22 protein-coding genes, 1 pseudogene and 1 riboswitch are annotated in these 24,237 nt (G+C 66.1%); of the genes and pseudogenes, 12 read left to right on the top strand and 11 right to left on the bottom strand.

Features of this window, described 5'->3' with window-relative positions; all coding sequences use genetic code 11:
- Positions 1 to 18: 18 nt before the first annotated feature.
- Positions 19 to 696 carry a response regulator transcription factor gene (locus tag EB75_RS07275; RefSeq protein ID WP_061003619.1) on the top strand — a complete coding sequence of 226 codons (678 nt, stop codon included), beginning with the start codon at positions 19 to 21 and terminating at the stop codon, positions 694 to 696.
- Here EB75_RS07275 and EB75_RS07270 read toward each other — a convergent pair.
- The 4 genes from EB75_RS07270 to EB75_RS07255 all read right to left on the bottom strand — a co-directional run bounded on the left by EB75_RS07270 (position 657) and on the right by EB75_RS07255 (position 4,578).
- Positions 657 to 2,045, bottom strand: coding sequence for a HAMP domain-containing sensor histidine kinase (locus EB75_RS07270; protein ID WP_276555120.1), 1,389 nt, complete (start codon positions 2,043 to 2,045; stop codon positions 657 to 659). The genes EB75_RS07275 and EB75_RS07270 overlap by 40 nt on opposite strands.
- A 140-nt stretch (positions 2,046 to 2,185) precedes the next feature.
- Positions 2,186 to 2,644, bottom strand: coding sequence for an ATP-binding protein (locus EB75_RS07265; protein ID WP_131808857.1), 459 nt, complete (start codon positions 2,642 to 2,644; stop codon positions 2,186 to 2,188).
- Positions 2,645 to 2,841: 197 nt separating this feature from the next.
- On the bottom strand, positions 2,842 to 3,321 hold the full coding sequence (locus tag EB75_RS07260) for an aminoacyl-tRNA deacylase (RefSeq protein ID WP_064860937.1): 480 nt from the start codon (positions 3,319 to 3,321) through the stop codon (positions 2,842 to 2,844).
- Positions 3,322 to 3,345: 24 nt separating this feature from the next.
- Entirely contained in the window at positions 3,346 to 4,578 is a 1,233-nt protein-coding gene (locus tag EB75_RS07255; RefSeq protein WP_073694771.1) for an ATP-grasp domain-containing protein, read from the bottom strand.
- Between the two features lie 70 nt (positions 4,579 to 4,648).
- On the opposite strand from EB75_RS07255, the gene EB75_RS07250 reads away from it, so the two are divergent.
- The 5 genes and pseudogenes from EB75_RS07250 to EB75_RS29225 all read left to right on the top strand — a co-directional run bounded on the left by EB75_RS07250 (position 4,649) and on the right by EB75_RS29225 (position 10,079).
- On the top strand, positions 4,649 to 5,290 hold the full coding sequence (locus tag EB75_RS07250; protein ID WP_064860949.1) for a DUF6875 domain-containing protein: 642 nt from the start codon (positions 4,649 to 4,651) through the stop codon (positions 5,288 to 5,290).
- Positions 5,291 to 5,942: 652 nt separating this feature from the next.
- Positions 5,943 to 6,110: pseudogene (locus tag EB75_RS30160) on the top strand (PAS domain-containing protein); the annotation flags it as partial.
- A 25-nt stretch (positions 6,111 to 6,135) separates the two neighbouring features.
- Entirely contained in the window at positions 6,136 to 6,573 is a 438-nt protein-coding gene (locus tag EB75_RS29875) for a PAS domain-containing protein (RefSeq protein WP_131808858.1), read from the top strand.
- Positions 6,574 to 6,860: 287 nt separating this feature from the next.
- Positions 6,861 to 7,643 carry a GGDEF domain-containing protein gene (locus EB75_RS07235; RefSeq protein ID WP_162563441.1) on the top strand — a complete coding sequence of 261 codons (783 nt, stop codon included), beginning with the start codon at positions 6,861 to 6,863 and terminating at the stop codon, positions 7,641 to 7,643.
- Between the two features lie 762 nt (positions 7,644 to 8,405).
- Entirely contained in the window at positions 8,406 to 10,079 is a 1,674-nt protein-coding gene (locus EB75_RS29225; protein WP_064860938.1) for a PGRS repeat-containing protein, read from the top strand.
- Positions 10,080 to 10,155: 76 nt separating this feature from the next.
- Here the strand turns inward: EB75_RS29225 and EB75_RS29870 are convergent, their stop codons facing one another.
- Complete coding sequence (locus tag EB75_RS29870; RefSeq protein ID WP_234785527.1) at positions 10,156 to 10,305, bottom strand: hypothetical protein; 150 nt, start codon at positions 10,303 to 10,305, stop codon at positions 10,156 to 10,158.
- Between the two features lie 59 nt (positions 10,306 to 10,364).
- On the bottom strand, positions 10,365 to 11,870 hold the full coding sequence (locus tag EB75_RS07225) for a tetratricopeptide repeat-containing glycosyltransferase (RefSeq protein ID WP_286150109.1): 1,506 nt from the start codon (positions 11,868 to 11,870) through the stop codon (positions 10,365 to 10,367).
- A gap of 151 nt (positions 11,871 to 12,021) precedes the next feature.
- On the opposite strand from EB75_RS07225, the gene EB75_RS07220 reads away from it, so the two are divergent.
- From EB75_RS07220 to EB75_RS07200, 5 genes are all read left to right on the top strand, one after another.
- A complete protein-coding gene (locus EB75_RS07220; protein ID WP_073694767.1) occupies positions 12,022 to 13,494 on the top strand; it encodes a M28 family peptidase in 1,473 nt (490 codons plus the stop codon).
- On the top strand, positions 13,491 to 14,966 hold the full coding sequence (locus tag EB75_RS07215) for a M28 family peptidase (protein WP_073694766.1): 1,476 nt from the start codon (positions 13,491 to 13,493) through the stop codon (positions 14,964 to 14,966). The genes EB75_RS07220 and EB75_RS07215 overlap by 4 nt, the downstream gene beginning before the upstream one ends.
- Positions 14,967 to 15,048: 82 nt before the next feature.
- Positions 15,049 to 15,453 carry a hypothetical protein gene (locus tag EB75_RS29220; RefSeq protein WP_162563420.1) on the top strand — a complete coding sequence of 135 codons (405 nt, stop codon included), beginning with the start codon at positions 15,049 to 15,051 and terminating at the stop codon, positions 15,451 to 15,453.
- 67 nt (positions 15,454 to 15,520) lie between these two features.
- The gene (locus EB75_RS07205; RefSeq protein WP_142239473.1) at positions 15,521 to 16,159 is read left to right on the top strand and encodes a GntR family transcriptional regulator; all 639 of its coding nucleotides are present in this window, start codon (positions 15,521 to 15,523) and stop codon (positions 16,157 to 16,159) included.
- Positions 16,156 to 17,346, top strand: coding sequence for an MFS transporter (locus EB75_RS07200; RefSeq protein ID WP_073694765.1), 1,191 nt, complete (start codon positions 16,156 to 16,158; stop codon positions 17,344 to 17,346). The genes EB75_RS07205 and EB75_RS07200 overlap by 4 nt, the downstream gene beginning before the upstream one ends.
- Here the strand turns inward: EB75_RS07200 and EB75_RS07195 are convergent, their stop codons facing one another.
- The 5 genes from EB75_RS07195 to thiC form a co-directional block, all read right to left on the bottom strand.
- Positions 17,347 to 17,628, bottom strand: a complete 282-nt coding sequence (locus EB75_RS07195) for a DoxX-related protein (protein ID WP_073694764.1) — start codon at positions 17,626 to 17,628, stop codon at positions 17,347 to 17,349.
- A 16-nt stretch (positions 17,629 to 17,644) separates the two neighbouring features.
- The gene (locus EB75_RS07190) at positions 17,645 to 19,132 is read right to left on the bottom strand and encodes a flavin-containing monooxygenase (RefSeq protein WP_073694763.1); all 1,488 of its coding nucleotides are present in this window, start codon (positions 19,130 to 19,132) and stop codon (positions 17,645 to 17,647) included.
- A gap of 14 nt (positions 19,133 to 19,146) precedes the next feature.
- Positions 19,147 to 19,773, bottom strand: coding sequence for an alpha/beta hydrolase family protein (locus EB75_RS07185; RefSeq protein ID WP_073694762.1), 627 nt, complete (start codon positions 19,771 to 19,773; stop codon positions 19,147 to 19,149).
- Positions 19,763 to 20,599 (bottom strand): bifunctional hydroxymethylpyrimidine kinase/phosphomethylpyrimidine kinase, encoded by an 837-nt coding sequence (gene thiD / locus EB75_RS07180; RefSeq protein WP_083612046.1) that lies wholly within the window; start codon positions 20,597 to 20,599, stop codon positions 19,763 to 19,765. Before thiD ends, EB75_RS07185 begins: the two co-directional genes overlap by 11 nt.
- On the bottom strand, positions 20,596 to 22,230 hold the full coding sequence (gene thiC, locus EB75_RS07175; protein ID WP_073694815.1) for a phosphomethylpyrimidine synthase ThiC: 1,635 nt from the start codon (positions 22,228 to 22,230) through the stop codon (positions 20,596 to 20,598). The genes thiD and thiC overlap by 4 nt, the downstream gene beginning before the upstream one ends.
- Positions 22,222 to 22,336: riboswitch (TPP riboswitch) on the bottom strand. Its footprint overlaps the gene before it by 9 nt.
- Before the next feature lie 142 nt (positions 22,337 to 22,478).
- Between thiC and EB75_RS07170 the strand changes: the two genes are divergently transcribed.
- Positions 22,479 to 24,233 (top strand): MFS transporter, encoded by a 1,755-nt coding sequence (locus tag EB75_RS07170; protein ID WP_073694760.1) that lies wholly within the window; start codon positions 22,479 to 22,481, stop codon positions 24,231 to 24,233.
- The last annotated feature ends 4 nt before the right edge of the window (positions 24,234 to 24,237 follow it).

Here is a 24,237-nt window from a genome sequence, read left to right as displayed (position 1 = left end):
CTGTGCCAGGCTACGCAGGTGAGAGTGCTGCTGGTCGAAGACGAGCCCATGCTGGCCGAGACGATCACCGCTGGGCTGCGCGCCGAAGGGTTCGTCGTGGTCGCGGTGGCCGATGGTGCCGAGGGCCTCTGGCAGGCCACCCACGAGCAGTTCGACGTCATCGTGCTCGACATCATGCTGCCGGGTCTCAACGGCTACGAGGTCTTGCGCAAGATGCGCGCCGCACACATTTGGACGCCGGTGCTGATGCTGACCGCCAAGGACGGCGACTACGACCAGACCGACGCCTTTGATCTGGGCGCAGACGACTATTTGACCAAACCCTTTTCGTTCATGGTGCTCACCGCGCGCTTGCGGGCCTTGATTCGCCGCGGCGCACCGCAGCGTCCCGTCGTGCTGACTGCCGGCGACATTTCACTGGACCCCGCGCGCCGGACCGTGCACCGGGGTGGCGAGGACGTCTCGCTGACACCGCGAGAATTCGCGCTCCTGGCATACCTGTTGCGCCACAAGGACACTGTCCTCACAAAAACCCAGATCCTGCACAACGTCTGGGACAGTCACTACGACGGCCCCGACAACGTGGTGGAAGTCTATGTCGGCTATCTGAGACGCAAGATCGGCTCGGAGGCGATCACCACGCTCCGTGGCGCAGGCTACCGGCTCGAATCCGGCGAACCGGCAAGCGGCAACTGAACCGTCACCACGGTTCCTGCGCCAGAGCGTCGGTCCTCGATGCTGACCGAGCCATCGTGGGCGGCCACGATCTCGGAGACGATCGCCAACCCCAACCCGGTACCACCACCACGCCGGGATCGGTCGGCGTCCAGCCGGAAGAACCGCTCGAAAACCTTGTCCCGTGCGGCGGCAGGGATTCCCGGGCCGTCATCGATCACCTGCACGACGGCGTTGTCACCCTCGGCGCGCACGACGATGGTCACCTCGCTGGTGGCATGGCGGGCCGCGTTGTCGGCCAGGTTGCGCAACAATCGCACGAACCCGTCCGGATCGACGCTGGCCTTTACCGCCGAAAGATCGGAGACTATTCGCAACGTCGTTTCCCGTTTGAGTCGTGCCGCCTCCGCAGTCGCCAGATCGTCGAGATCGGTCTCGACACGACGCAGCGGCAAGCCGCGTTCATCGGCGCGCGCCAGTAGGAGCAGGTTCTCCACCAGGGTCTGCATCCGGCGTGCTTCCGGCAACAATGCGTTGGTCAGCAGCGTTCTGTCGAGGAGATCGGGGTGGGTGGCTCCGATCTCCAACGCGGACACCACCGTTGCCAGCGGGCTCCGCAGCTCGTGGGATGCGTCCCCGACAAACCGTCGTTGCGCGGCATGGCCGGCCTCGATGCGGGCCAGCATGTCGTTCATGGTCACCGCCAGCGCGGAAATCTCATCCGACCTGCGACCGACGGGGACCCGCTCGCCCAGATCGAAGGCACTGATCGCCGACACTCGCGACCGGATGGCCTCCACGGACCGCAACGACCGGCGCACCAGCAGGTATGTGACGACTCCGGCCACCACAGCCACAACCGGCGCCGTGATCGCCAGCATCTGCCCGGCAGTGCCGATCATCTGCTCGATCGGCTCGATGCCCCCGCCCACAAGTACCGTGTACTGCCGCCCCTTGCGGGATGCCACTGTGATTGTGCTGACGCGCACGTCGTCGTCATCGGTTGCCAGCACCCCGACCTGGGCACCTTCGTGCGGCACAGGAATCAACGGGGTCTGCGGTGCGCTGTCGGATCGCTCCACCACGGTGCCGGCGGCGTCGGCGATCTGCACGGCCACGATCCGGTGATCGGTGTGCATCAATACCGATTCCACCTCATCGGGTGGTTCCTTGCGCAGCACATCGGCCACCGCCTGGGCGCGGGCCTCCGCTGCGTTGTCCACGTCGGCGCACATCATCCGGTACAGCAACAGCGTCGAGGCCGACCCCACGATCACGAGGCCGGCCAGCACCACCGCCGCGGCCACCAGCGCTGAGCGGACCGCAATGCCGCCGAACCAGCCACGCCACCGGCCTGCGAAATCCCTCAGCGCCACGCGGCGGCTCACTCGGCGCCCTGGCCTTGCAGGCCCCTCAGCGAGACCCACCCACGACCGACCCACATCGCTCCATCATTCACTGCCGTCTCCGGCAGCGATGTCACAGCGTGCGTCCTCGGCGGCGCGCGATGTCATTGCCCATCCGAAATCCATTTCGGTGCAGGCGAATTGAACAGAGATTGCCGCGTGGACGGCAACCGCACGCTCACTGCATTGGTGCACGCGCCGCGTTCACCCACGGCAAGTGTCCCGCCGTGAGTGGCGATGATCCGAGCAGCCAACTCCAGACCGGAGTTGCACTTTGACGACATCCGGCCGGTGTCGGCGACCGCGATATGGGGGCCGTCGTCGCGGATGATGATGACCGCCTGAGCATCTCGGCGGTACACCTCAAGCTCGATCGCCGATACGGCGTTGCAACGTGCATGTTCGACCAGCGCAGTGACCGCCCGGTTCAATGTCGTAGCGTCACCCACCACGTAGGTCGGCTGCAGGTCGGTTCGGATCGACAACCCAGTGTTTTGCCGCAGCCGTCCAGCATGCTGGACCAACACATCATCGAGAAAGACCATTTCTCCTTCTCGGCTCACGGCGTTGTCCTTTCTGGTCGTGTGAATGACCGGCGGCCGAGGCAACATGCTTGCCTTCGGTCAGGTGTGGCGCTACGCCGGGCATATACCTCCCGACCGTAGGAGCCACGACCTGAAGACACGCTGAGAACGATCAGAAATTAGAGTTCGCCAGCACGGCTGTGCCGCCCGTATTCGTACCCGCGTGCGGTGGGACGCTATCGGAGATCGACGGGAACTGCGTCAGTGGTGCGTTGTAAGTCGCGGGGGGCGAGTTCGATTTCGATTCCGGCTGCTCCGCCACCGACCAGAACGGTGTCATAGGTCAGCGTGTGTTGCGCGATGACGACGATGAAACTGGGGTCCAGGCCCAGTGGTGATACCCCGAGTCGGGGGTAGCCGGTAGTCGCTTCTAATTGCACGCTGCTGGCGACTTCGATTCTGCTGCAACCGAGTTCGGTGGCAACACGTTTGAGGTCTACCCGAATGTTCACCGGGCAGGTGACGGCGATCAGTCTGCCCGTGGAGTGTTCGTGGCAGATCAGCGTTTTCATAATCCGGTCCACGGGGTAGCCCAGCGCGGCTGCGAAGTCCGTCGGCGATGAGATGGGGCCGGGCAGGGCGGCGTGATCGTGCACCCGGTGCGTCACCGCGGCAGCGGCCAGGTGCGCGCGCACTCGCGCGTGCAATTCTGTCATTGATGTCCTGTCTCGTGAGTGGTATCAGTCGTTGAGCAACAGGGTGTTCAGACGCCGGTGGGTTTCTAGCAAGCCCTCGTGGTCGTCGGCGCAGCCACGTGCCATCAGCAGGTAGCCGTAGGAGCCGTCGCGCAGGTCGACTTCGGCGGTCATTGACCGTAGCGCAACGTGTTCGATGCCGGCGACGGTGCGCAACTGTGCCGACCAATCCGGTCGTAGTCGGACTCGTTGGCCGATCGGCGGCTGGAGGGCCAACTGGTAATGGACCCCGGCTGCGTTGCCCGGCCTCCGGTCGACGATCTGTCCGGCGGCCGAGTTCAGCGCGCATTCAAAAAGGTCGATGCCGGTTTGTGCGGCAACCAGGTCGGTGATGCCGCCGCCGGGAACTCTCCCGTTCACTTCGATGATGTGGGGCCCGGTCGTGGTCAGTTTGATCTCGATGTGTAGGCAGCCGCATTGCACGTCGAGTGCTAGTGCTGCCTTTAGCGCCACGTCTGCGACGTCGTGTCGCTCGACTGGGCTCAGTATCGCCGGGAGGAAGGCGCCGGTTTCTCGGAATGGTTCGGCTAGGGGCATGCGGCCGGTGATTGCGAGGACCGAGGGCAGCCCGTTGTCCACCACCACTTCAACCGAGACGTAGTCGCCGACGCCGCCGCGATCGGTTGGTGGGAAGTCACCGAGGAGTTCTTCGATGATGGTCGGTCGCCATGGGTTGGCGTGGCATCGGATTGCCAATTCTGCTGCCAGCGCCGGGAAATCGGGAATGCAGATGGTGTCGCGGCCCCCGTGCCCCGACGCCGGTTTCACCACGACCGGGTAGGTCAGCTTCTTGAGTAGTTCGTCGGCGCTGGTTGCCCTGGCCGGGCTGTCGATGCCGACAAACCCGGGTCCGGGTACGCCGGCATCGGCCAGTGCGTGGCGTTGGGCGATTTTGTCGACGAGTAGCCGTGCTGTGCAGGCATGGTTTGCTGGCAAACCAATATTCCGTGCCAGGGCGGCGGCATGCTCGATGCGTGAGTCGGCAAATGTGGTGACGCCGACGACATCGTGTAGTGTGAGCTGCGCGGTCACCTTCTCGGTGGAACTGCCGTCGGTAATGACAACGCTTCCGAATCGTCTGAGTATTCGTGCGTCGGTCTGACCGGCTAACCAGACGAGGTGAATCCCGTTTCGTGTCGCCGTCTCTGTGAGTATGAGCAGCGGGACCGAGTCGGGTTCATATACGATCGCGATTCGACGTTCGGTGGGCACTGACATGGGTGTTTTCACCCTCCACGGGGATATCGCGACAGCTGCGGCGGTTAGCAGAGACAGGGAGATTGTGCACATGGCGGTCACCCTGCTTGACGGTCTTTGCAAATTATCTGACGGCGACGATTCCGACAACGAAACGTCAGAATTTGCTCACCTGCTGCGCGGTTGGATTCGTGAGTACCTCATGGAACCGCATAGGGACCTGGGGCGGGCGGGACCGGTGTGCCCTTTTGCCCGCGCCTCGTTGGATCAGGACATGCTGTGGATTACCGCGGTGCACAGCGAACTCCCGGCATTCTCCAAGTTGGTAGCTGAGCTGCACACACTGCGTGACACATTCCTGGAGCTGGAGCCGGCTGATGGCCCCGAGAGCCTGCTCAAGGCGGTGTTCATCGTGTTCCCCGATCTGACCGACGTCGCCGTCATCGATGCGGTGCAACAGGCACTCAAACCCGAATTCGTTGACGCCGGCCTCATGGTCGGCCAGTTCTATGACGGCTGCACCGAGCGCGGTCTCTGGAATGCCGACTTCCGTCCGCTGCAGTCGCCCGTTCCGCTCCTCGCGATACGGCACATGGTGGGCAGTGACTTCGCTTTTCTCAACACCTCGCCGGCCTGGGTCGAGGCTTACCTGCGACGGTTCGCGCCGACCGTCCCCTCGCCAGTGCGCGCGGCCTTAGCGGACAGATTCAGCGACCCGACCCCGCCCGGCTGAAACGCAGAGCCTGGCGTTCGCGTCGCGGACAAGAGCCCGCCGCGGCGGGGCCGTTGACCAAAAAGCGTTCGATCACCGGTCCGCATAGGTGAGCATGGTCCGCTAGGTAGGAGTATCGGCTAATAACTTAGCTCATATCATTCACAGTTAATTTCTGTTCGACACTCGTCAGTGGTCCTCTCGGAGTTGTGGCCGCACCTCCGGGAGGAGTCGTCTTCTCGCGGATGCGTCAAGTGCAGTTCGCGGATATTCGTCAGTAATACGTGTTCAAGACCGCCGATGATGTTGGGATGACCCGGCGGGTGGTAGTGAATGGCGCGATCGGTCGTCGGCGCGCGATCAGAACTTCTTTGCGACTTCTTTGCGCCCAGAAGTTGAATTAGCACTGCATCAGTGATTTGCTAGAAGTGCTAGCGCCAGTCATTTTTCGCAGGTGGTTGGTGGGGTTTGTCGCGCGACGGCGCGACGCGGGGAACGGTGTTCGCGCACCGGCTGACGGGACTGATGCATGGCAGGGAAGTACTTCGCCGACTCGGCGGCGCAGCGGTATGCGCAGACGCTCAAGACCGCCCGATCATTGCAGAGAGGCTTGGCAGGGGTCGTCCCGACTGTCGTCGGGCAGTGTCTGTCGGCCCCGATGGGAGCGTGACGCATGCATAACAATCATGCGACGGGGCACGATTCTGGTACCTCGTGGAATGTGTCAGTCGGTGCATCGGCAGCCAGCTTCCGGAGCCTCAGCGAGACCAGCCCTTACGCCGTCCTGGTGCACGATCGTGGACGTGTAGTGTACGCCAACGCCGCGGCGGCGAGTTTGACGATGGCCGAGTCGACGGGGCAGATGGTTGGCGCTCATCACCGACTTTGTGCATCCCGCAGCAATTTTGAGCGCCTTGACCGCTCCCGGCGACTCAGGCCAGGCATCGGCACCAGTGATGTCGGTTTTGCTGCGCTGCGATGGAACCACGCTCGACATCGAAGCCACCACGGTAGCCACCCCGTGGGAAGGTCGCCCCGCCCATCAGACGGTGCTGCGAGCGGTGACCACGCCAATAGTGTTGCACAGCAATACAATTAACCACGAACTGCATGTCCGGCATGCGCCGGAGGCCATCATCACCGCCACCGTCGACGGCCTGATCACCGGATGGAACATCGCTGCCGAGCGGCTGTTCGGGCGATCAGTCGCCGACTCCCTCGGGCAGCTGATCCGCGACGCGCTCGGCGTCGAACTCGATGTGGTTGCCATCGCCGCAGAGGGACGTGCCCGCGACCTCACCTGATACACGTTGACAGGAGGGCCTGTGGCGGTGCGTGTCTCTGTCGCAGCGGTCGACACCGGGTACATCCTCATCTGCACCGACCGCGCCGACGCGCTCGATACCACACAGCACTATCAGTCGGTGGTGACATCGCTGGACCGCGGCATCGTGGTCATCAATCGTGACGGCACCATCGCCTCCATCAATCCGGCCGCCATCCGCATCCGCGGACCCGGGGGCGGACGCTTTCCTAGTACACATGCTGAGCGCGCGCTGGACTACCCGGTTTCGACACCGAGGGAAACATGGTGCCTGCCCCGCAGCGGCCGGCCAACATCACCTTGCGCACCGGGCAGCCCGTCTACGCGCAGGTTCTCGGCCTGCGTCGCGACGATGGCCATCAATCCTGGATTTCGTTCACCACAACCTTGCTCAACCCCGATGAACCCGAACGTTCGCCGATTGTCATGTCGCTCACTGACGTCACCACCGAGCACCTGACCAATCTGCATCTGCGCCGCGCGGCGCACCACGACACGCTCACCGGGCTACCCAATCGTGGCCGCGCCCTGGCGATGATCACTGCGGCCATGACGCCCAGCGACCACCCTCATCTGGCGGCGCTGATGTTCATCGACATCGATCAACTCAAACGGATTAATGACTCGCTGGGGCACCACGTTGGCGATGTGGTGTTGCAAGCCTGCGCTGAGCGTCTCCAGGGGGCGATCCGCGCGACCGACACCCTCGCCCGTGTCGGCGGCGACGAATTCGTGGTGCTCGTCGCTGCACCAGCCAGCGCCGCAGACCTTCAGCAGATCGCTCGGCGGCTGCACCACGCCCTCGAGAACCCAATCGTCACCGATGAGCACACCATCGCCGTCAGCGCCAGTATCGGCGTTGCCGGCGTCGACCCGACCCGGCCAACAACGCCCACCGATCTTCTACGCCAGGCCGATGCCGCCATGTATCAGGCCAAAGCGACAGGTTCGGGCGAAACCCGATTCTTGTCGGTACATTCGGCCACCCCTCGGCACCGATCCGACGCAGACCCGCGTCATTCCTCTACGCCGCCCGAACGCAGGTTGTAGGTATGCGGCGGGAAACGTAGGCCATTCTCAGCTTGCTCGGCGCGCGCGGTACATCGCCTTGTCGGCGCGGTGCACGCTTCCATCGGAAAGCGTTTGCCCTTCCATAGTGGTGCGATCGCCTCCTCATCGGCATAAAGCACTGATCCCCGTCACGTAGCGAGCCAAACGACGCGAGAGCCTCAGCATGTACCTTCCCTGCCATCGCGATGGGCGTTGCCGCCCTTGCGTTTTGCTTCGAACTTGGCGTGATCGGTGTCCTCGATGGCGGCATCGACAATGGTCGACCGCCGCCTCGATGCCGCACCCGCAAAAGAAGATGCCGTCCGCAGAAAATGGAAACCACCCCGTCTTTTCACGATTGGCCGAGCATAGATTTGTTTGCAAAGTCGACTCTCTGCCGCGCGTTTCCATTTTCGTGTAGCGGAGAACATGGAGTGGCGCATGAGGCGTATGAGACCGATTAAAAATATTCAATCGCGATAGTTAATAAACCTTCTTCCTGCAAACTGCAAATATTTACTATGCAGTAGCAATATCAGCACTCCACGTGCGTTTATGCGGATTTTTTGAGGAATCTGTTGGCTAGTGGGCAAACATGGTAATTTCCAATAGGCCGAGCGCGGGGCGGCAAAACGCTCTGAATCCAAAGGGGATTCGATCGTGTCCAAGCATCGCAAACAAAAGTCCGGCAGGACCTTGAGGTCCGTCAATTATCTCGCGACCGGTGCCTTGGGCGTCGCAGCCGCGAGTGCCGGCATCGTAATGGCGATTCCGCCAGGCGCGGTGGACGCGCTCACAGCGTCGCCGCGAGCGGTTGAACTCACCGATTTCAGCTTCCCGCTGGCGCCTGCGCAGGATCCGAACAACCCCTTGTGGTGGTTGACCGGGTTGTTCGGGGCGAACGCGTCGCCGCCGGGACCGAAAGCGCTCATCAAGCCGTTCGCCCCGACGACGCCGGACCCATTGGACAGTCCGTGCGGTCTGATCTGTAACGGCGCGGCAGGTACGGCTGCGCACCCGAACGGCCAAGCCGGTGGCATCTTGTTCGGTGACGGCGGCGCAGGCTGGGACAGCACCGATGCAGGAGTCAACGGCGGTGACGGCGGCGCAGCAGGTCTGCTGTTCGGTAGTGGCGGCCGAGGCGGCAACGGCGCCGACGGCACCGACGTCCTGGCCGGCAGTAACGGCGGCAAGGGCGGAAACATGGGTCTGCTCGGGCTGTTCGGGACCGGCGGCAAGGGCGGTAATGGCGGCGCAGGTGGCTTCGGTGCGACTGGCGTCACCGGCGGCGCGGGCGGTGACGGCGTTGCTGGCACCGACGGCGCGACCGGTACGGCAGGTGCGACCGGCGCTACCGGAGCCGCAGGCGCAGCCGGCGCGGCAGGTACCGCGGGCACCGCGGGAACTGCGGGCACTGCCGGCGCGACCGGCTCCAAGGGCAGCGACTTTGTATTGATCGGGTTGAAGGGCGGCACTGGTGGCACCGGTGGTGCGGGCGCCGCGGGTGGCGCGGGTGCTTCAGGCGGCACTGGTGGTACCGGTGGCACTGGCGGAACCGGTGGCACCGGCGGAACCGGTGGTGCCGGTACGCCGGGCGGCTCCGGCGGCGGCGGTGGTGCCGGTGGGACGGGTCTGCAGGGTACTGCGGCCGGTGCCGGTGGTGCCGGTGGTGCCGGTGGCAGTGCCGGCCTGCTCACGTTGTTCGGTGGCGGCGGCCAAGGTGGTGACGGCGGTATTGGTGGCACCGGCGGAACCGGTGGCACCGGCGGTTCGGGTGGCACCGGCGGCACGGGTGGCAATGGTGGCAATGGTGGCGCAGGCGGCAATGGTGGCGCAGGCGGCACGGGCGGTTCCGGTGGGACTGGTGGCACGGGCGGTACCGGCGGTACCGGTGGCACCGGCGGTACCGGTGGCGCCGGTGGCGACGGCATCTCGCCGATTGCCCCGCTGCCCTTCGCGATCGCAGGTGGTGCGGGTGGCACCGGCGGTGCGGGTGGTAAGGGTGGCACCGGCGGTACGGGTGGTACCGGCGGCGCGGCCGGCGTTGGTGGTGCCGGTGGCGGCGGTGCAACCGGTGGGCCGGCGGTGCGCCTGGTGCCGGAGGCAACGGCGGCCAGGGCGGCGTGGGCGGCACGGGTGGTACCGGCGGCGCTGCGGGCGCCGGCGGTGGTGGCGGTTTGTTGGGCGGCTTGGGAATTGGGTCCGGCGGCACGGCCGGCAGCACAGGTGCCACCGGCGCGAAGGGTGCGACAGGCGCGACCGGAGCGACAGGCAGCACCGGCGCAGCCGGAACGCCCGGAAAGACCGGCGCGTCCGGAAGTACGGGCGCCACTGGCGCCGGTGGCACTGCGGGTGCGGCAGGAAGCGCCGGACACACAGGTGCTGCCGGCAGCGCGGGCAGCACCGGCTCCGCGGGCCATGCGACGTTCGGTGTGAGCGGCGGCGCTGGTGGTGCCGGTGGCGGTGGAGGTGCCGGCGGTGCAGGTGGCGCCGGCGGATAAACCGCGAACGATCAACCGCCCTTGATGCAGAACACCTCGTCAAGGGCGGTTGTTCGTGGCCCAGCTGCGGGTTTGGCGTCCAGACGCCATAGGTCGATCATCGCCGGACCGCGGGTGGCGTCATCGACGACGACGTATCGGTGGCCTTCAGCGGTCCGCAAGACTATGTCGTTTCGTGCGTACACGCCGGAGATGGATTGTGCGTCAGCGAAGTTGACGCCTACCTGAACGACGGTCGGCTCGGCGTTGAGGACTGCCCGCATCCTGCCGACCAAATTCTCGGGGGCGAAGAACAGCCACCCCTGGTCGAGATGGAACCAGTAGCGGCCATTGATGTGCTCGCGCAGTGCGCTGAGTTCTGCCAGTGGTTCCGTCGAGGGGTGTGATCGACGAATTCTAGGAAGGGGTACTGCTCCAACAAGAGTGCCCGGTCTCGGCCGGCGAGACCGGTGTCGAGCACCAGGAATCGATGTGCCTGGCCTACGTCCAGACAGCAGTTCATGAATGTGTTGAGCGCCAGTTGGGTTGTTCGGATGTCCGGTCCCGCGAGCAGGCTGATCGTCACCGCGGCACCCCGCTGGTGGCTGGACATGTTGTGTACCAATGCTTCAGGGTATGCCGACGCGGCTTCGAGCAGCGCCGGAACGGACTGATCGCGGTTCCTCGCTATTCGGCTGCGGTCCTCGCCGTTGATGTCAGTACGGGCGAGCAGCTGACGGCACAACGCAAACGATTCTGCGTGCCGGCCGGTCCATGATGCGCAGACGGATTGTTCATCGAGGGCACGCCATTGGTAGACGGACGAATCGACGAACAGGATGTCTGCCTCCGGAAGCGGTATCTCCGCTGCGCATCGTGCGAAGAGATAACCGAGCTGATACTCGCCCCGGGCACGGTACTCGGCGGCGATGGCATGTAGCGGCTCAGCGCGGGTAGGCCGGAACGCCCAAGCCCGCAGGTAAGCATCCAAGACCTGCGGCCACGGTTCGCCCAGGCGGCACATCGACCGGGCCACCTGGCATAGGGCGTAAAACGTCTCTTCGTCCCAGCCGCCCATCTCGGCGCGCCGGCCCGACCAGATTCGGGCGTTGGCGAAATCACCCAGGTTGAAATAGCTTTCGGCGAGGTAGAAGGCCGAACGTTCGTTCGTCGGGTCGCGCTGCACCTCCACCAGCAACAGGTCGCGATCCCGCTCGTACTTTCGCGGATCGTTGTTACGGGCGCCGAGTCGGCGGGACTCGATGAAGTAGTCGCCTTCGAGGCGCTCCTCGTGGAACGGCTCAGTGCAGTCGGCGTATTCGTGGACGACGCCGATGTATCGCCACGGGAGGCCGTCGCGAAATAGCTGCCGCCGCCAGTACAGCAGCCCGTCGCTGATCCGCATGGAGTAGACGTCGGCGGAGAGTCGCGTGAAGTCGGGCCGGCCGCGGACGGTGTCGTCGGCGTCCATGACCCAGATGTAGTCACTGTGGCCATGGGCGAGCTGCAGTGCTTCGGAACGGTTTTCGCCGAGATTGCGCCATCTGCGTTCGTGGACCTCCCCGGGGACTCCGAGATGCGCCATGTGATTTCGGATCGTCTCCTGGGTGCCATCGGCGGAGCCGGTATCCACGATGACCCAGTAGCTGATATAGGGCGCGACCGCATCGAGCACCTCGGTGACGATGTGTGCTTCGTTGCGCACGATCATGTTGAGGCAGATGGTCGGCCCGGGTGGATTGTCCACTGAATCCGTATACCCGATTTCGGTTGATGTTTGCTGCGCTTCCACCGAAACGGTTCAGCTCATCCACTGCGGGCGTTCGGGAACGGCCACCAGCTTCGCCATCTGGCCCGGTGCATCGGTTTCTGTGAGCCTGCACGCTACGGTGGTGCCCATGGTCCGCACCCGCGTCGCGCTCGCGCTCGTGCTGGCGGTCGGCATCTCGGGGTGCGGCCGATCGGAGCCTACGGCCGATGACTTCGCCGGCGAGCTGTCCAAGAGCGTGACGGTCGAGGCGACGACCGGTCACCTGGCCAAGCTGCAGGCCATCGCCGACGCTCACGGTGGGAACCGGGCGTTCGGCACACCTGGTTACGACGCGAGCGTGGACTACGTCGCGAATGCGCTGCGCGCCAAGGGTTTCGACGTCGTCACTCCGGATATGGAAGTCAAGGTGGCGTACAACAACACGCCTGAACTGACCGTGGCCGGCGCACGGATACCGGCGCGGGCGCTGGAGTATTCGGTGGGCACCCCCGGTCTCACCGCACCGCTGGTGCCGGTCAAGGGCGGTCCCGGATCAGGCTGCAACAGCGCCGATTACGACGGCCTTCCGATCAAGGGCGCGGTCGTGTTGGTCGACCGTGGCACGTGCACCTTCGCGGTGAAGGAAGCGACGGCGGCAGTCCTCGGCGCGGTCGCGCTGGTGGTGGCCGACAACAAGGACGACGTCGACGACGCGGGTGCCCCCGCGCGCGGGGGCACCCTGGGTGCCAAGGCGACGGTGAAGATTCCCGTGGTACTGATCCCGAAGGCCGCCGGGGCCCGGCTGCGGGCCGCGCCGGGGCCGGTGACCCTCAAGCTGGATGCCGGTGTGCGGGTTGACCACACCCGCAACGTGATAGCCCAGACCAAGACCGGGTCCGAGCATGACGTCGTGATGGTCGGTGCACATCTGGACAGCGTCAAGGAAGGGCCGGGGATCAACGACAACGGCTCCGGCGTGGCCGCGGTCCTGGAGACGGCATTGCAGCTGGGCAGCGCCCCGCAGATCGCGAACGCGGTGCGGTTCGCGTTCTGGGGCGCCGAGGAGGAGGGCACGATCGGCTCTGACCGATACATCGAATCCCTCGACGTCGAGGCGCTCAAAGACATTGCGCTGTATCTGAATTTCGACATGCTGGCCTCGGAGAACGCCGGCTATTTCAGTTACGACGGCAACCTGTCCGGCCCGCCGCTGGCCGACGACCTGGTGCCGCGTATCCCGGAGGGCTCGGCGGGAATCGATCGCACCTTCACGGCGTATCTGTCCGATGCCGGTAAGCCGCCTCAGGACTACCCGTTCAACGGACGGTCGGACTACGACGCCTTCACCAAGGCCGGTATCCCGGCGGGTGGGTTGGGCACCGGCGACGAGGAAAACATGAACGACGAGCAGGCCCGGCTGTGGGGCGGCACCGCCGGAAAACCTTTCGACTCCAACTACCACAAGAAGACGGACGACTTGGCGCACATCAACCGCACGGCAATGGACATCATGGGTCGTGGAGTGGCTTTCGGGGTGGGGCGGTACGCCCAGGATTTGAGTGGCCGCAACGGCGTTCCGGTCCGCGATGACCGGACCCGGCACGTGGTCTCGGCATCATGAGGCGGGCACTGGCCGCCGGGCTGCTGACCGCTGTTCTGGCGTCGTGTGCACCACCGCCGCAGCTACCGGCCCCACCGCCGCCGCCCGCGCCTGATCTCGCGCGCGATCTGGCCGGCAGGGTGGGCACCGACGGCATCTACACGCATCTGAGGAAGTTCGCCGCCATCGCGGCGGAGAACAAGGGCACCCGCGCCGACGGCACCCCCGGCTACCAGGCCAGCGTCGACTACGTCGCGAACCTGCTGCGGGACAAAGGGTTCGACGTGCAGACCCCCGAGTATGTGCGCGTGGAACGCGGTGCCCCCGGCAATCCGGTGCTCGACGTCGGTGGCCGTCGGTGGGGGGTCGTGCAGGCCTCGCTGTTGACGTCCACGGCGCCCGGCGGCCTGACCGCGCCGACGTTGCACCCTGTCAAGCCGGCCGGTTGCGCTCCGGACGATTACGGCACCCTCAACCTGCGGGGAGCCATCGCGGTGGTCGACGACGCGGTGTGCTCGGTGGTCGACAAGCAGAATGCGGCGGTGGCCCGCGGCGCGGTCGCGGTGCTGGTGGTCAGCCCGCCCAGCGCGAACGGCGCCCCGCGCGGGCTGTTCAGCCCCGGCTACTACGAACACCTCAACACGCCGGTGGGCATCATCGGCAAGGACGCCGATGCCGTACTGCTGAAAACCAACAGCCCGGTGAAGCTCACCCTCGACGCCAAGAACACCGGTGTGAAATCGCGAAACGTCTTGGCTCAGACCAAGACCGGCGACCAGCACAGCGTCGTGCTGGCGGGCGCGCACCTCGACAGCGCGCCGACGAGCGCGGGCATCAATGACGCGGCAACCGGGGTGTCGGCACTGCTGGAGACGGCCGCAGCGCTGGGCGGCTCGCCGAAGATCGAGAACGCGGTGCGGTTCACGTTCTGGGGTTCGGGCGCCGTGGGTCAGGAAGGCGCCACCAAGTACGTGCGCGGGTTGGCTGCCGAACCGCTGAATGACATTGCGCTGTATCTGGATTTCGACATCCTCGGTTCACCCAACGCCGGGTTCTTCACGTTCGACGGCGACCAGTCCGGCCAGGCGAACCCTGAGATCCCGCTTGACGCGGTGCCCGCCGGGTCGGCCGGGCTCGAGCGCACGCTGGCCGGATATCTGTATCTCGCCGGCAAGCGGCCCGCCGACATGACGATGGATCTGGGCAGTGGCTACGGTCCGTTCCTCACCGCCGGGATTCCGGTCGGCGGCATCTCGACCGGCACGTCGCAGCGGAAATCACCGATCCAGGCGCGCTTGTGGGGCGGACAGGCGGGCGCCGCTTTCGATCCCGGGTACGGGCCGAAGGGCGATACCGTCGAGCAGCTGAACCGCGCGGCGCTGGCCGTGACCGGACCCACCGTCGCGTTTGCGGTCGGCACGTACGCGCAGTCGCTGACGGGCCCCAACGGTGTGCCGTTGCACGACGAACGACACCGGCAAGCAGGCAAGTAGCCGAGTTTCACAGCTACTGCATAACTGGAATCGCCGTTCCTGTGAGTCCGGTTGCCAGGTTGCCGGGTTAGTAATGGTGCCCATGAAAAGCACCTATCGCCGTTGGTCGGCCGTTGCCGGCACCGTGACTGTCGTGGCCATGGGCGGGCTGACCGTCGCCTGTGGTTCGCAGGGCAACAACGCGCCGGCCACCGTGACAGTCACCCCGTCGAGCACCACGACCACCACGACGACGGCCAAGCAGCACCACGGCGGTGGTGGCGGCGGTAGCGCGGGCGGCGGTCAGCAGCAGGCGCCGGCGCCCGCTCCGGAGACGGTGACCAACACCGAGACGGCCACCCAGACCGAGACCCAGACGCAGACCGAGACCTCGACGTCGGTGCAGACCTCGACGGAAACGTCGACGTCGGTGCAGACCTCGACGGTCTACCAGCCGCAGCCGCGCGAGCGCGGCGGCTTCAACAACTTCGGGCCGCAGCAGCACTGATCAGGCCCTGAGTTAGGTCCGTCACTGCTTGTATGCAACCTTGCATGCAAGTTGCTACCGTTGTCAGATGGCCATCGAGCAGACTCCCGCCAGCGAGCGCGCCTACCGGGATACCAAGGCAAAGATCCTGGTCGGTGCGGTCAAGGGTGGCCAACTGCTGAGCGAGGTCGAGGTCGCGGCCGAACTGGGAGTGAGCCGGACGCCGGTGCACGAGGCCTTCCTACGCCTGGCCGCGGAGGACCTGCTCGACCTGCTGCCCCGCCGGGGCGCGGTCGTTGTGCCCATCCCGCCGCGGGAAGCCACTGATCTGCTCGAGATGCGCCTGGCGCTGGAGGGCAGCGCCGTGCGCCGGCTCTGCCGCTCCGAAACCACCGCGCAGGCGGCGTCTGCCGAACTCGCCCGCCTGATCGACCAGCAGCGCGGTGCTGCCGCCGACCTGGTGCGCTTCGCCGAACTCGACGACGCCTTTCACCGGCACATCGTCGATGCGGCGGGCAACTGCATCGCGCAGCGTTTCTACGGCTCGCTGGGGGACCGGCAGCGTCGCATGATGGCCGACGCCGTGCAGGCCGACAGGAGCCTCGTCGACCGGCTCATCGCCGAGCATGCCGAACTGGCCCAGGCCATCGGGACCCGCGACGCGGCGGCGTTCGACGCCCGTCTGCTCGCGCACCTCGAGTCGACCTACGAGGTGGTGCTCCGATGAGGCCCTGGCTCGCGGTCGCCGCCGGTGTCTTCTGCATCGGTTGGGGCGGAAACCAATTCACGCCGATGCTGATCGAGTACGTGCACCGCGCCGGGTACTCCCGCGTGGACGTCGACGTCCTGCTGGGCGCCTACGTGCTGGGTCTGATCCCCGGGCTGCTGGTCGCCGCGGCGATGTCGAACCGCTATGGCCGCCGGCCGTTGATGGTTGCCGGGCTGATTAGCTCGGCGCTGGGCAGCCTGATCCTCGCCACAGGCGAACTCGGCAGATTCCCAGCACTTTTCATGGGTCGGCTGCTTTGCGGGCTGAGTGTGGGCGTCGCAATGGCGGTCGGCTCGACCTGGATCGCCGAGCTGTCCGCGCCGCCGTATGACTCGGCCGCGACCGGCGCCGGCGCGCGCCGGGCCTCGATCTGGCTGTCGCTCGGGCTGGCCATCGGGCCGCTGTGTTCGGGCCTGCTGGCGCAGTTCGCGCCGTTGCCCCTGACCCTGACGTATCTGGTGCAGGCGGCGCTGTGTGTGCCGGCGCTCTGGCTGGTGCTGACCCGGACGGTGGAGACCCGCGGCGCGCGGGTCAGCGGAGACCTGTTGTCCCAGTTGCGAGTTCCGGCCGCGACGCACCGCCGCTTCGTCCGCGTGGTGGCCCCGATGGCGCCGTGGGTGTTCGGCTCCGCGGCCATCGCGTACGCCATCGTGCCGGCCCTCGTGGCCGATCGGCTGGGTTCCTGGGCGCTGCTGTACACCGCGGGCTTGACGGTGCTGACGCTGGCGTGCGGCGTGCTGGTGCAGCCGATCGCGAGGCGATTGGACGACCATTCCAGCGCCCGCGCGGTGGTGGTGTCGATGGTGCTGATGTCGGCCGGGGTGTTCGCCGCGGTCGCCACCGCCGTCACGCGGTCACCGGCCATCGCGGTGTTGGTGGCCATGCTGCTGGGCAGCGCCTACGGCATCGCCATCGTGTCCGGGCTGCTGGAGATTCAGCGCATCGCCAAACCCCATGAGCTGGCTGGGGTTTCTGGCGTCTATTACTCGCTGGCGTACGTCGGTTTCCTGCTGCCGGCGGTGCTGGCAGCGTTGGCCCACTACGTCAGCTACCCGACGATGCTCACCGTGGTCGGTCTACTGGCGGCGGGCTGTACCGTCGTCTGCGCCGCGGGCTGGTCCAAGCACCTGCCCGCCACGGCGTAGTCAGGCGCGGTTGCGAATGACGTTCGCGGCCAGGTACAGGACGTAGCCGATAGCACCGACGGTGGCGACCTTGCGGGTCTGGGGCACGATCAGACCGACGCCGAGCGCCGTCTCGATGGACCCGTTGATCTGCAGATGCTTGTCGATGTCCTGCGGGAACGCCGTCGCGGTGATGCCCTTGAACAGGTCCGGCTTGACGAAGTGCGCCACCCCGGCCAGTGCCAGCAGGATGCCGGTCAGCAGGCTCTTCTTCCCAGCGGTGTTCTCAGCGGCGTCGGTCACCTGTGGTCCTCTCTGATCACGAAATCTTGTAGTCGCTCAACGGAAATTCGGACGCTTCCCGGATCGCCGTCTCGGTCGACGACGGCCGCAGCAGCGTGGGCTCACCCGCGGGATTGAAATAGTACGAGTGGGCGCTGGCGCAGTTGCCCAGCGTGAACAGCGAGTCGCCGAGCAGTTCGGTCATCCGGTCCAGGAAGGCGGTGTTGGCTTCCTCGGTGACCTCGAACGTCGTCGCCCCGCGCGCCTTGACTTCGGTGAAAAGCCGGTCCATCAGCCGCATCTGGTACTCCATGGTGTTGAAGAAGTTCAACCCCAGGAAGGCGTACGGGCTGGCCAGGCTCAGGTAGTTCGGGAAGTACGGCATCGACACGCCCTGGTAGGCCTGGAACCGCGTTTCGCGCCACCACTTTCCGAGATCGCGGCCCTCGCGGCCGATCACCTCGATGGCGGGGAAGTTGGCCTCCCACAGGTCGAAACCCGTTGCGAGCACCAGGGTGTCGATCTCAACCTTGACGCCGTCGTTGCCGATGATGCCGTCGGCGACGATGTGGTCGATGCCCGCGTCCTGCAGGTGCACGTTGGGCCGGTTGAAGGCCTGGTAGTAGCCGTTGCTGAAAGTCGGCCGCTTGCAACCGAAGTCGTAGTCCGGGGTCAGCCGGCGCCTCAGATCCTTGTCGCGGATGACGAAGAACCGGTGCATCTTCGACAGGTCGGATGCCGAGATGTTGAAGCGGCCCCGGAACATGCCGTAGTGGCGGACGCCGACGGACACCATGACCTCGTAGATCGAGTCGGTGAGCCAGCGAAGTACGCGCTGCGTCAACGGGAAGCGGGCGAACATCTTCTTGGCCCGGGCGCCGAACCGCGGGTCGATCTTGGGCACCACCCAGATCGGCGTGCGCTGGAACACCGTCAGATCGGCGGCGGTCTTGGCCAGCTCGGGAATCAGCTGCACCGCGGTGGCACCGGTACCGATGACCGCGACGCGCTTGCCCGCGGGGTCGTAGTCGTCGTCCCAGTCGGTGGTGTGGATGACGCGGCCTTCGAACGTCTCGATACCCGGAATCGCCGGGATGTTCGGCTGCGACAGGAACCCGGTGGCGGTGATCAGGTAGCGGGCGCTGAGGGTTTCGCCGTCGGCGACGCTGATGCGCCACAGTGAGGCTTCCTCGTCCCAGCGGGCCCCGTTGACGACGACGTTGAATCGGATGTGCCGGCGCACGTCGTACTTGGCCGCGACGTCGTCGGCGTACCGCTTGATCTCCGGGCCCGGGGTGAACAGCCGCGACCAGTTCGGGTTGGGCTCGAAGAAGTACGAGTAGGTGGTGGTCGGCACGTCGACGGCGAGGCCGGGGTAGTGGTTGACGTACCACGTGCCGCCGAGGTCGTCCTCGCGCTCCAGGATGATGAAGTTCTCGATCCCGAGGCGTTTGAGCTGGATGGCCGCACCGATACCGGCGAATCCTGCGCCGACGATGACCGCGTCGAACTGCTGCGTCGTCATAGTCAGACGGTACCTCAGGTACCGCCTGCGGCCATGAGTCCAATGGCCCTAGTAGCCGCCAGCGCGGGGACGTCCAGCGTCTTGGAACCCAGGTCATGGCGGGCGCCGGTGATCTCCACGAGCTCGGTGGGGGCGGGGATCAGGGCAGCGGCGGCCGTGAGCTCGGCGATGGTGCCGAACGGGTCGGCCGTGCCGTGCGTGAAGACCGTCGGGACGGCGATCTGGGGCAGATGCTCGGTGCGGGCCCGCTCTGGCTTACCGGGCGGGTGGAGGGGATACGACGACAGCGCCAGCAGGGCCAGGTCAGCCCCGGCGGCTGCCACCATGGACGTCATCCGGCCGCCGTAGGAATGGCCGCCGGCGATCACGGGCCCGTCGGTCAGGGTGTGGGCCAACTCGATGGCCTCGGTGATGCCCTGCTGGTCGGACGCCGCCGAGTTCGACGGCGGCCCCTTCGGCCGGCGGCGCCGGTACGGCAGGTCGTAGCGGATGGCCAGCCAACCGTGGCGCGCCCATTCGTCGCAGAGCCGGACGAGCAGCGCCGCGTCGCGGTTACTGCCGGCGCCGTGGGTGAGCAGCACTGTCCCCTTGGGCGTGCCCGACGGCTCGTGCGCGACGCCGGCGATGGCCTCAAGATCCATGCTGCAACCGGAAGAGCGCGTTCACCGGACCATGGCCGTGCCCCAGCGGGTAGGCCGCGCGCAGGCATTCGGTCACCCAGCTCTTGCCGAACGCCACCGCGTCGGGCACCGAATAACCGTGCGCCAGTGCACAAGCCGTCGCCGCGGCGAGGGTGTCGCCGGCGCCGTGGTCGTGGCCGGTGTCGATGCGCTCGGTGGTGAATTCGTGGAACTCGCTGCCGTCGTACAGGAGGTCGGGGCTGTGGTCGCTGGACCGCAGATGGCCGCCCTTGACCAGGGCCCACTTCGGGCCGAGGTTGTGCAGGGCTTTGGCGGCATCACGCTGGCTGGCCTCGTCCACCACGTCGATACCGGTGATCAGCCGGACCTCGTCGAGGTTCGGGGTGACCAGTGTGGCGATCGGAAACAGCTGGGTGCGAACCGAATTCAGCGCACTCGGGTGCAGCAGCGGGTCGCCGTGCATGGACGCACACACCGGGTCGACGACGAGCGGGATGTCACCGTCGAGCGAACTCCACGTCTCGGCGACCGCACCGATGATCTCGGCCGACGCGAGCATGCCGGTCTTGGCCGCCTGGATGCCGATGTCGTCGGCCACCGCGGTGATCTGACCGCTGATGATGTCCAGCGGCAGTTCGTGAAAACCCTTGACCCCCACCGAGTTCTGCACCGTCACCGCCGCGACGGCGACACAGCCGTGCACGCCGAGCATCGCGAAGGTACGCAGGTCGGCCTGGATACCGGCACCGCCGCCGGAATCGGAGCCGGCGATCGTCATCACCCGCAGGGGCGTGTCGCCCGGCGGGGTCAAGGGCAAGAGATTCACGGAGCCAAGGGTAGATACACGCGGTTGCCGTGGTCCGCGAACTCCTGGGATTTCTCGGCCATGCCTTGCGCGATCTCGTCCGCGTAATCGGGGGCGACCCCGTCCGGGTAGGCGTCGCGGATGTCCTGCGTGATGCGCATGGAGCAGAACTTCGGGCCGCACATCGAGCAGAAGTGCGCGGTCTTGGCGGGCTCGGCGGGCAGCGTCTCGTCGTGGTACTCGCGGGCGGTGTCCGGATCGAGCGACAGCGCGAACTGGTCGTGCCAGCGGAACTCGAAGCGGGCCTGGCTCAATGCGTTGTCGCGGTCCTGGGCGCCGGGGTGGCCCTTGGCCAGGTCGGCGGCGTGCGCGGCGATCTTGTAGGCGATCACCCCGTCCTTGACGTCCTTGCGGTTGGGCAGGCCCAGGTGTTCCTTGGGGGTGACGTAGCACAGCATCGCGGTACCGGCCTGGGCGATGATCGCGGCGCCGATGGCCGAGGTGATGTGGTCGTACGCCGGCGCGATGTCGGTGGCCAGCGGGCCCAGGGTGTAGAACGGCGCCTCTTCGCAGAGTTCCTCTTCGAGGCGGACGTTCTCGACGATCTTGTGCATCGGGACGTGGCCCGGGCCTTCGATCATCACCTGCACACCGTGGGATTTGGCGATCTTGGTGAGCTCGCCGAGGGTCGTCAGCTCGGCGAACTGGGCCTCGTCGTTGGCGTCGGCGATGGAGCCGGGACGCAGGCCGTCACCGAGGGAGAAGGTGACGTCGTAGCGCTGCAGGATGTCGCAGAGCTCTTCGAAGTGCGTGTACAGGAACGACTCCTGGTGGTGCGCCAGGCACCACGCCGCCATGATCGAGCCGCCGCGGGAGACGATGCCGGTGACGCGCTTGACGGTCAGCGGGATGTAGCGCAGCAGCACGCCGGCGTGCACCGTCATGTAGTCGACGCCCTGCTCGCACTGCTCGATCACGGTGTCGCGGTACAGCTCCCACGTCAGCTTGGTGGGATCGCCGTTGACCTTCTCCAGCGCCTGGTAGATCGGCACGGTCCCGACCGGGACGGGGGAGTTGCGCAGGATCCATTCGCGGGTCTGGTGGATGTCCTTGCCGGTGGAGAGATCCATGATGGTGTCGGCGCCCCAGCGGGTGGCCCACACCATCTTGTCGACCTCTTCGGAGATCGACGACGTCACGGCCGAGTTGCCGATGTTGGCGTTGACCTTCACGGCGAAGGCCTTGCCGATGATCATGGGCTCGAGTTCGGGATGGTTGTGGTTGGCCGGGATGATGGCGCGACCGCGGGCAACCTCGTCGCGCACCAGCTCAGCGGGCACACCTTCGCGCTCGGCGATGAACGCCATCTCGGCGGTGATCTCACCGTTGCGCGCGCGCTGCAGCTGGGTGCCGCGGTCTTTGACGACGCCGGGACGGGCGGGCAGGCCCTTCTCCAGGTCGATGGTGGCGTTCTCGTCGGTGTACGGACCCGAGGTGTCGTACAGGTCGAGGTGCTCGCCGGTGGTCAGGTTGACCCGCCGGAACGGGACCTTTCCACCGCCCGGAAGCTCCCGGTAAACCTTGGTGCTGCCCTGGATGGGGCCGCAGGAAAGGTCATTGAAACGAGCTGGCGATACGCCAATTGCAGTCATCTGCTTACTCCCTACGCCGGCATTACCCGGTCAGGTTCATACGGTCGACGGCGCCATTCAGCCGTCCTCTCAGCGCACCAAGGTGTGCGCTCCCGCGCGGACGGTGTTCACCGTAGTCGATCCGTGCTGGAAGGCAAGGGTGCAGCGGCGGCGTTCCGTCCAGCGGTCGAGACCTGGGAATCGAATTGTCATGCGGTCGTTTGTATAGCTAACATATGTTTTTCTGATATTGGAGCGAACACCGACTGATGACGACTCACACCGAGCTCACCGAGCAGAGCGAGACCGCCCTCGCAGCAACCGCGCGCCGCCGCGTCCAGATGGACCACGACCACCCGCACTACAAGTGGGTCGTCCTGTCCAACACCACGCTGGGCACGCTGCTGGCCACCATCAACGCGTCGATCGTGCTGATCTCGCTGCCCGCCATCTTCCGGGGCATCGGCCTCAACCCGTTGGCACCGACCAACGTCAGCTACCTCCTGTGGATGCTGATGGGCTACCTCGTGGTAACCGCGGTTCTGGTGGTGCCGTTCGGCCGGCTCGGTGACATGTACGGCCGGGTCCGGATCTACAACCTCGGTTTCGTGGTCTTCACCCTGGCGGCGGTGGCGCTGTCGTTCGATCCGTTCCACCTCGGTGGCGGCGCGGTCTGGCTCATCGCGTGGCGCGTGATCCAGGGCGTGGGTGGCGCCATGTTGATGGCGTCATCGTCGGCGATCCTGACCGACGCCTTCCCGGCCAACCAGCGCGGCATGGCGCTCGGCGTCAACATGGTGGCCGCGGTGGCCGGCTCGTTCCTCGGTCTGCTGATCGGCGGGTTCCTCTCCGAATGGGAGTGGAAGGCCGTGTTCTGGGTCGGGATCCCCATCGGCGTGATCGGCACCATCTGGAGCTACCGCTCGCTGCGCGAGCTGGGCACGCGGTCGCCCGGCAAGCTCGACTGGGCCGGCACGGTGACATTCGGGCTGGGCCTGACGGTGCTGCTGCTGGGCATCACGTATGGCATTCAGCCGTACGGCAATTCGCCGACGGGCTGGGGCAGTCCCGCCGTCCTCGGCTCCATCGGCGTCGGTCTGCTGCTGTTGGTCGCGTTCTGCTTCATCGAGCTCAAGGTCGAATCGCCGATGGTCGACATGCGGCTGTTCAAGTCGGCGACCTTCGGCATGGGCAACCTGGCCGGGCTGCTGTCGTCGGTGGGCCGCGGTGGCCTCCAATTCATGCTCATCATCTGGCTGCAGGGCATCTGGCTGCCGTTGCACGGCTACGACTTCGAATCGACGCCGCTGTGGGCGGGCATCTACCTGCTGCCGGCGACCATCGGCTTCCTGGTTGCGGCACCCGTCGCCGGCAGCCTGTCCGACCGCTTCGGCGCGCGGCCACTGGCGGTCGGCGGCATGCTGCTGATGGCGGTGACCTTCGTTGCGCTGCTGCTGATTCCGGTCAATTTCGCGTACTGGGAATTCGCCCTGCTGGTGTTCCTCAACGGCGTCGGCGGCGGTATCTTCACCGCGCCGAACACCGCGGCCATCATGTCCAGCGTGCCGGCGGCGCAGCGCGGCGCGGCGTCGGGTGTGCGGTCGACGTTCTTCAACGCCGGCAGCTCGCTGTCGATCGGTATCTTCTTCTCGCTCATGGTCGTCGGGCTGGCCGGCACCTTGCCGACCGCGTTGTCCAGTGGCCTGCAGCAGCAAGGGGTTTCGGCCGACGTCGCGCAGCAGGTCGCCGAACTGCCGCCGGTGGGCAGCCTGTTCGCGGCCTTCCTCGGCTACAACCCGGTGGGCGAGCTGCTGGCTCCGTTCCACACGCTGCAACAGCCGGGCGTCGATGCCGCCACCCTGACGGGTCAGAGCTTCTTCCCGCAGCTCATCACCGAGCCGTTCCACTCCGGCCTGGTCGTGGTGTTCGGCGCGGCGGCGGTCATGATGCTGCTGGGTGCGGTGGCGTCGATGTTCAACCCCGGTACCTACGCCACCGAGCCCGGCGCCGACAACGCGGCGTGACGGC

The organism is Mycobacterium sp. ST-F2, assembly GCF_001905655.1.
Taxonomy (GTDB): Bacteria; Actinomycetota; Actinomycetes; order Mycobacteriales; family Mycobacteriaceae; genus Mycobacterium.
The sequence above is the reverse complement of the archived record's forward strand: the minus strand, read 5'-3'. Positions and strand labels throughout refer to the sequence as shown.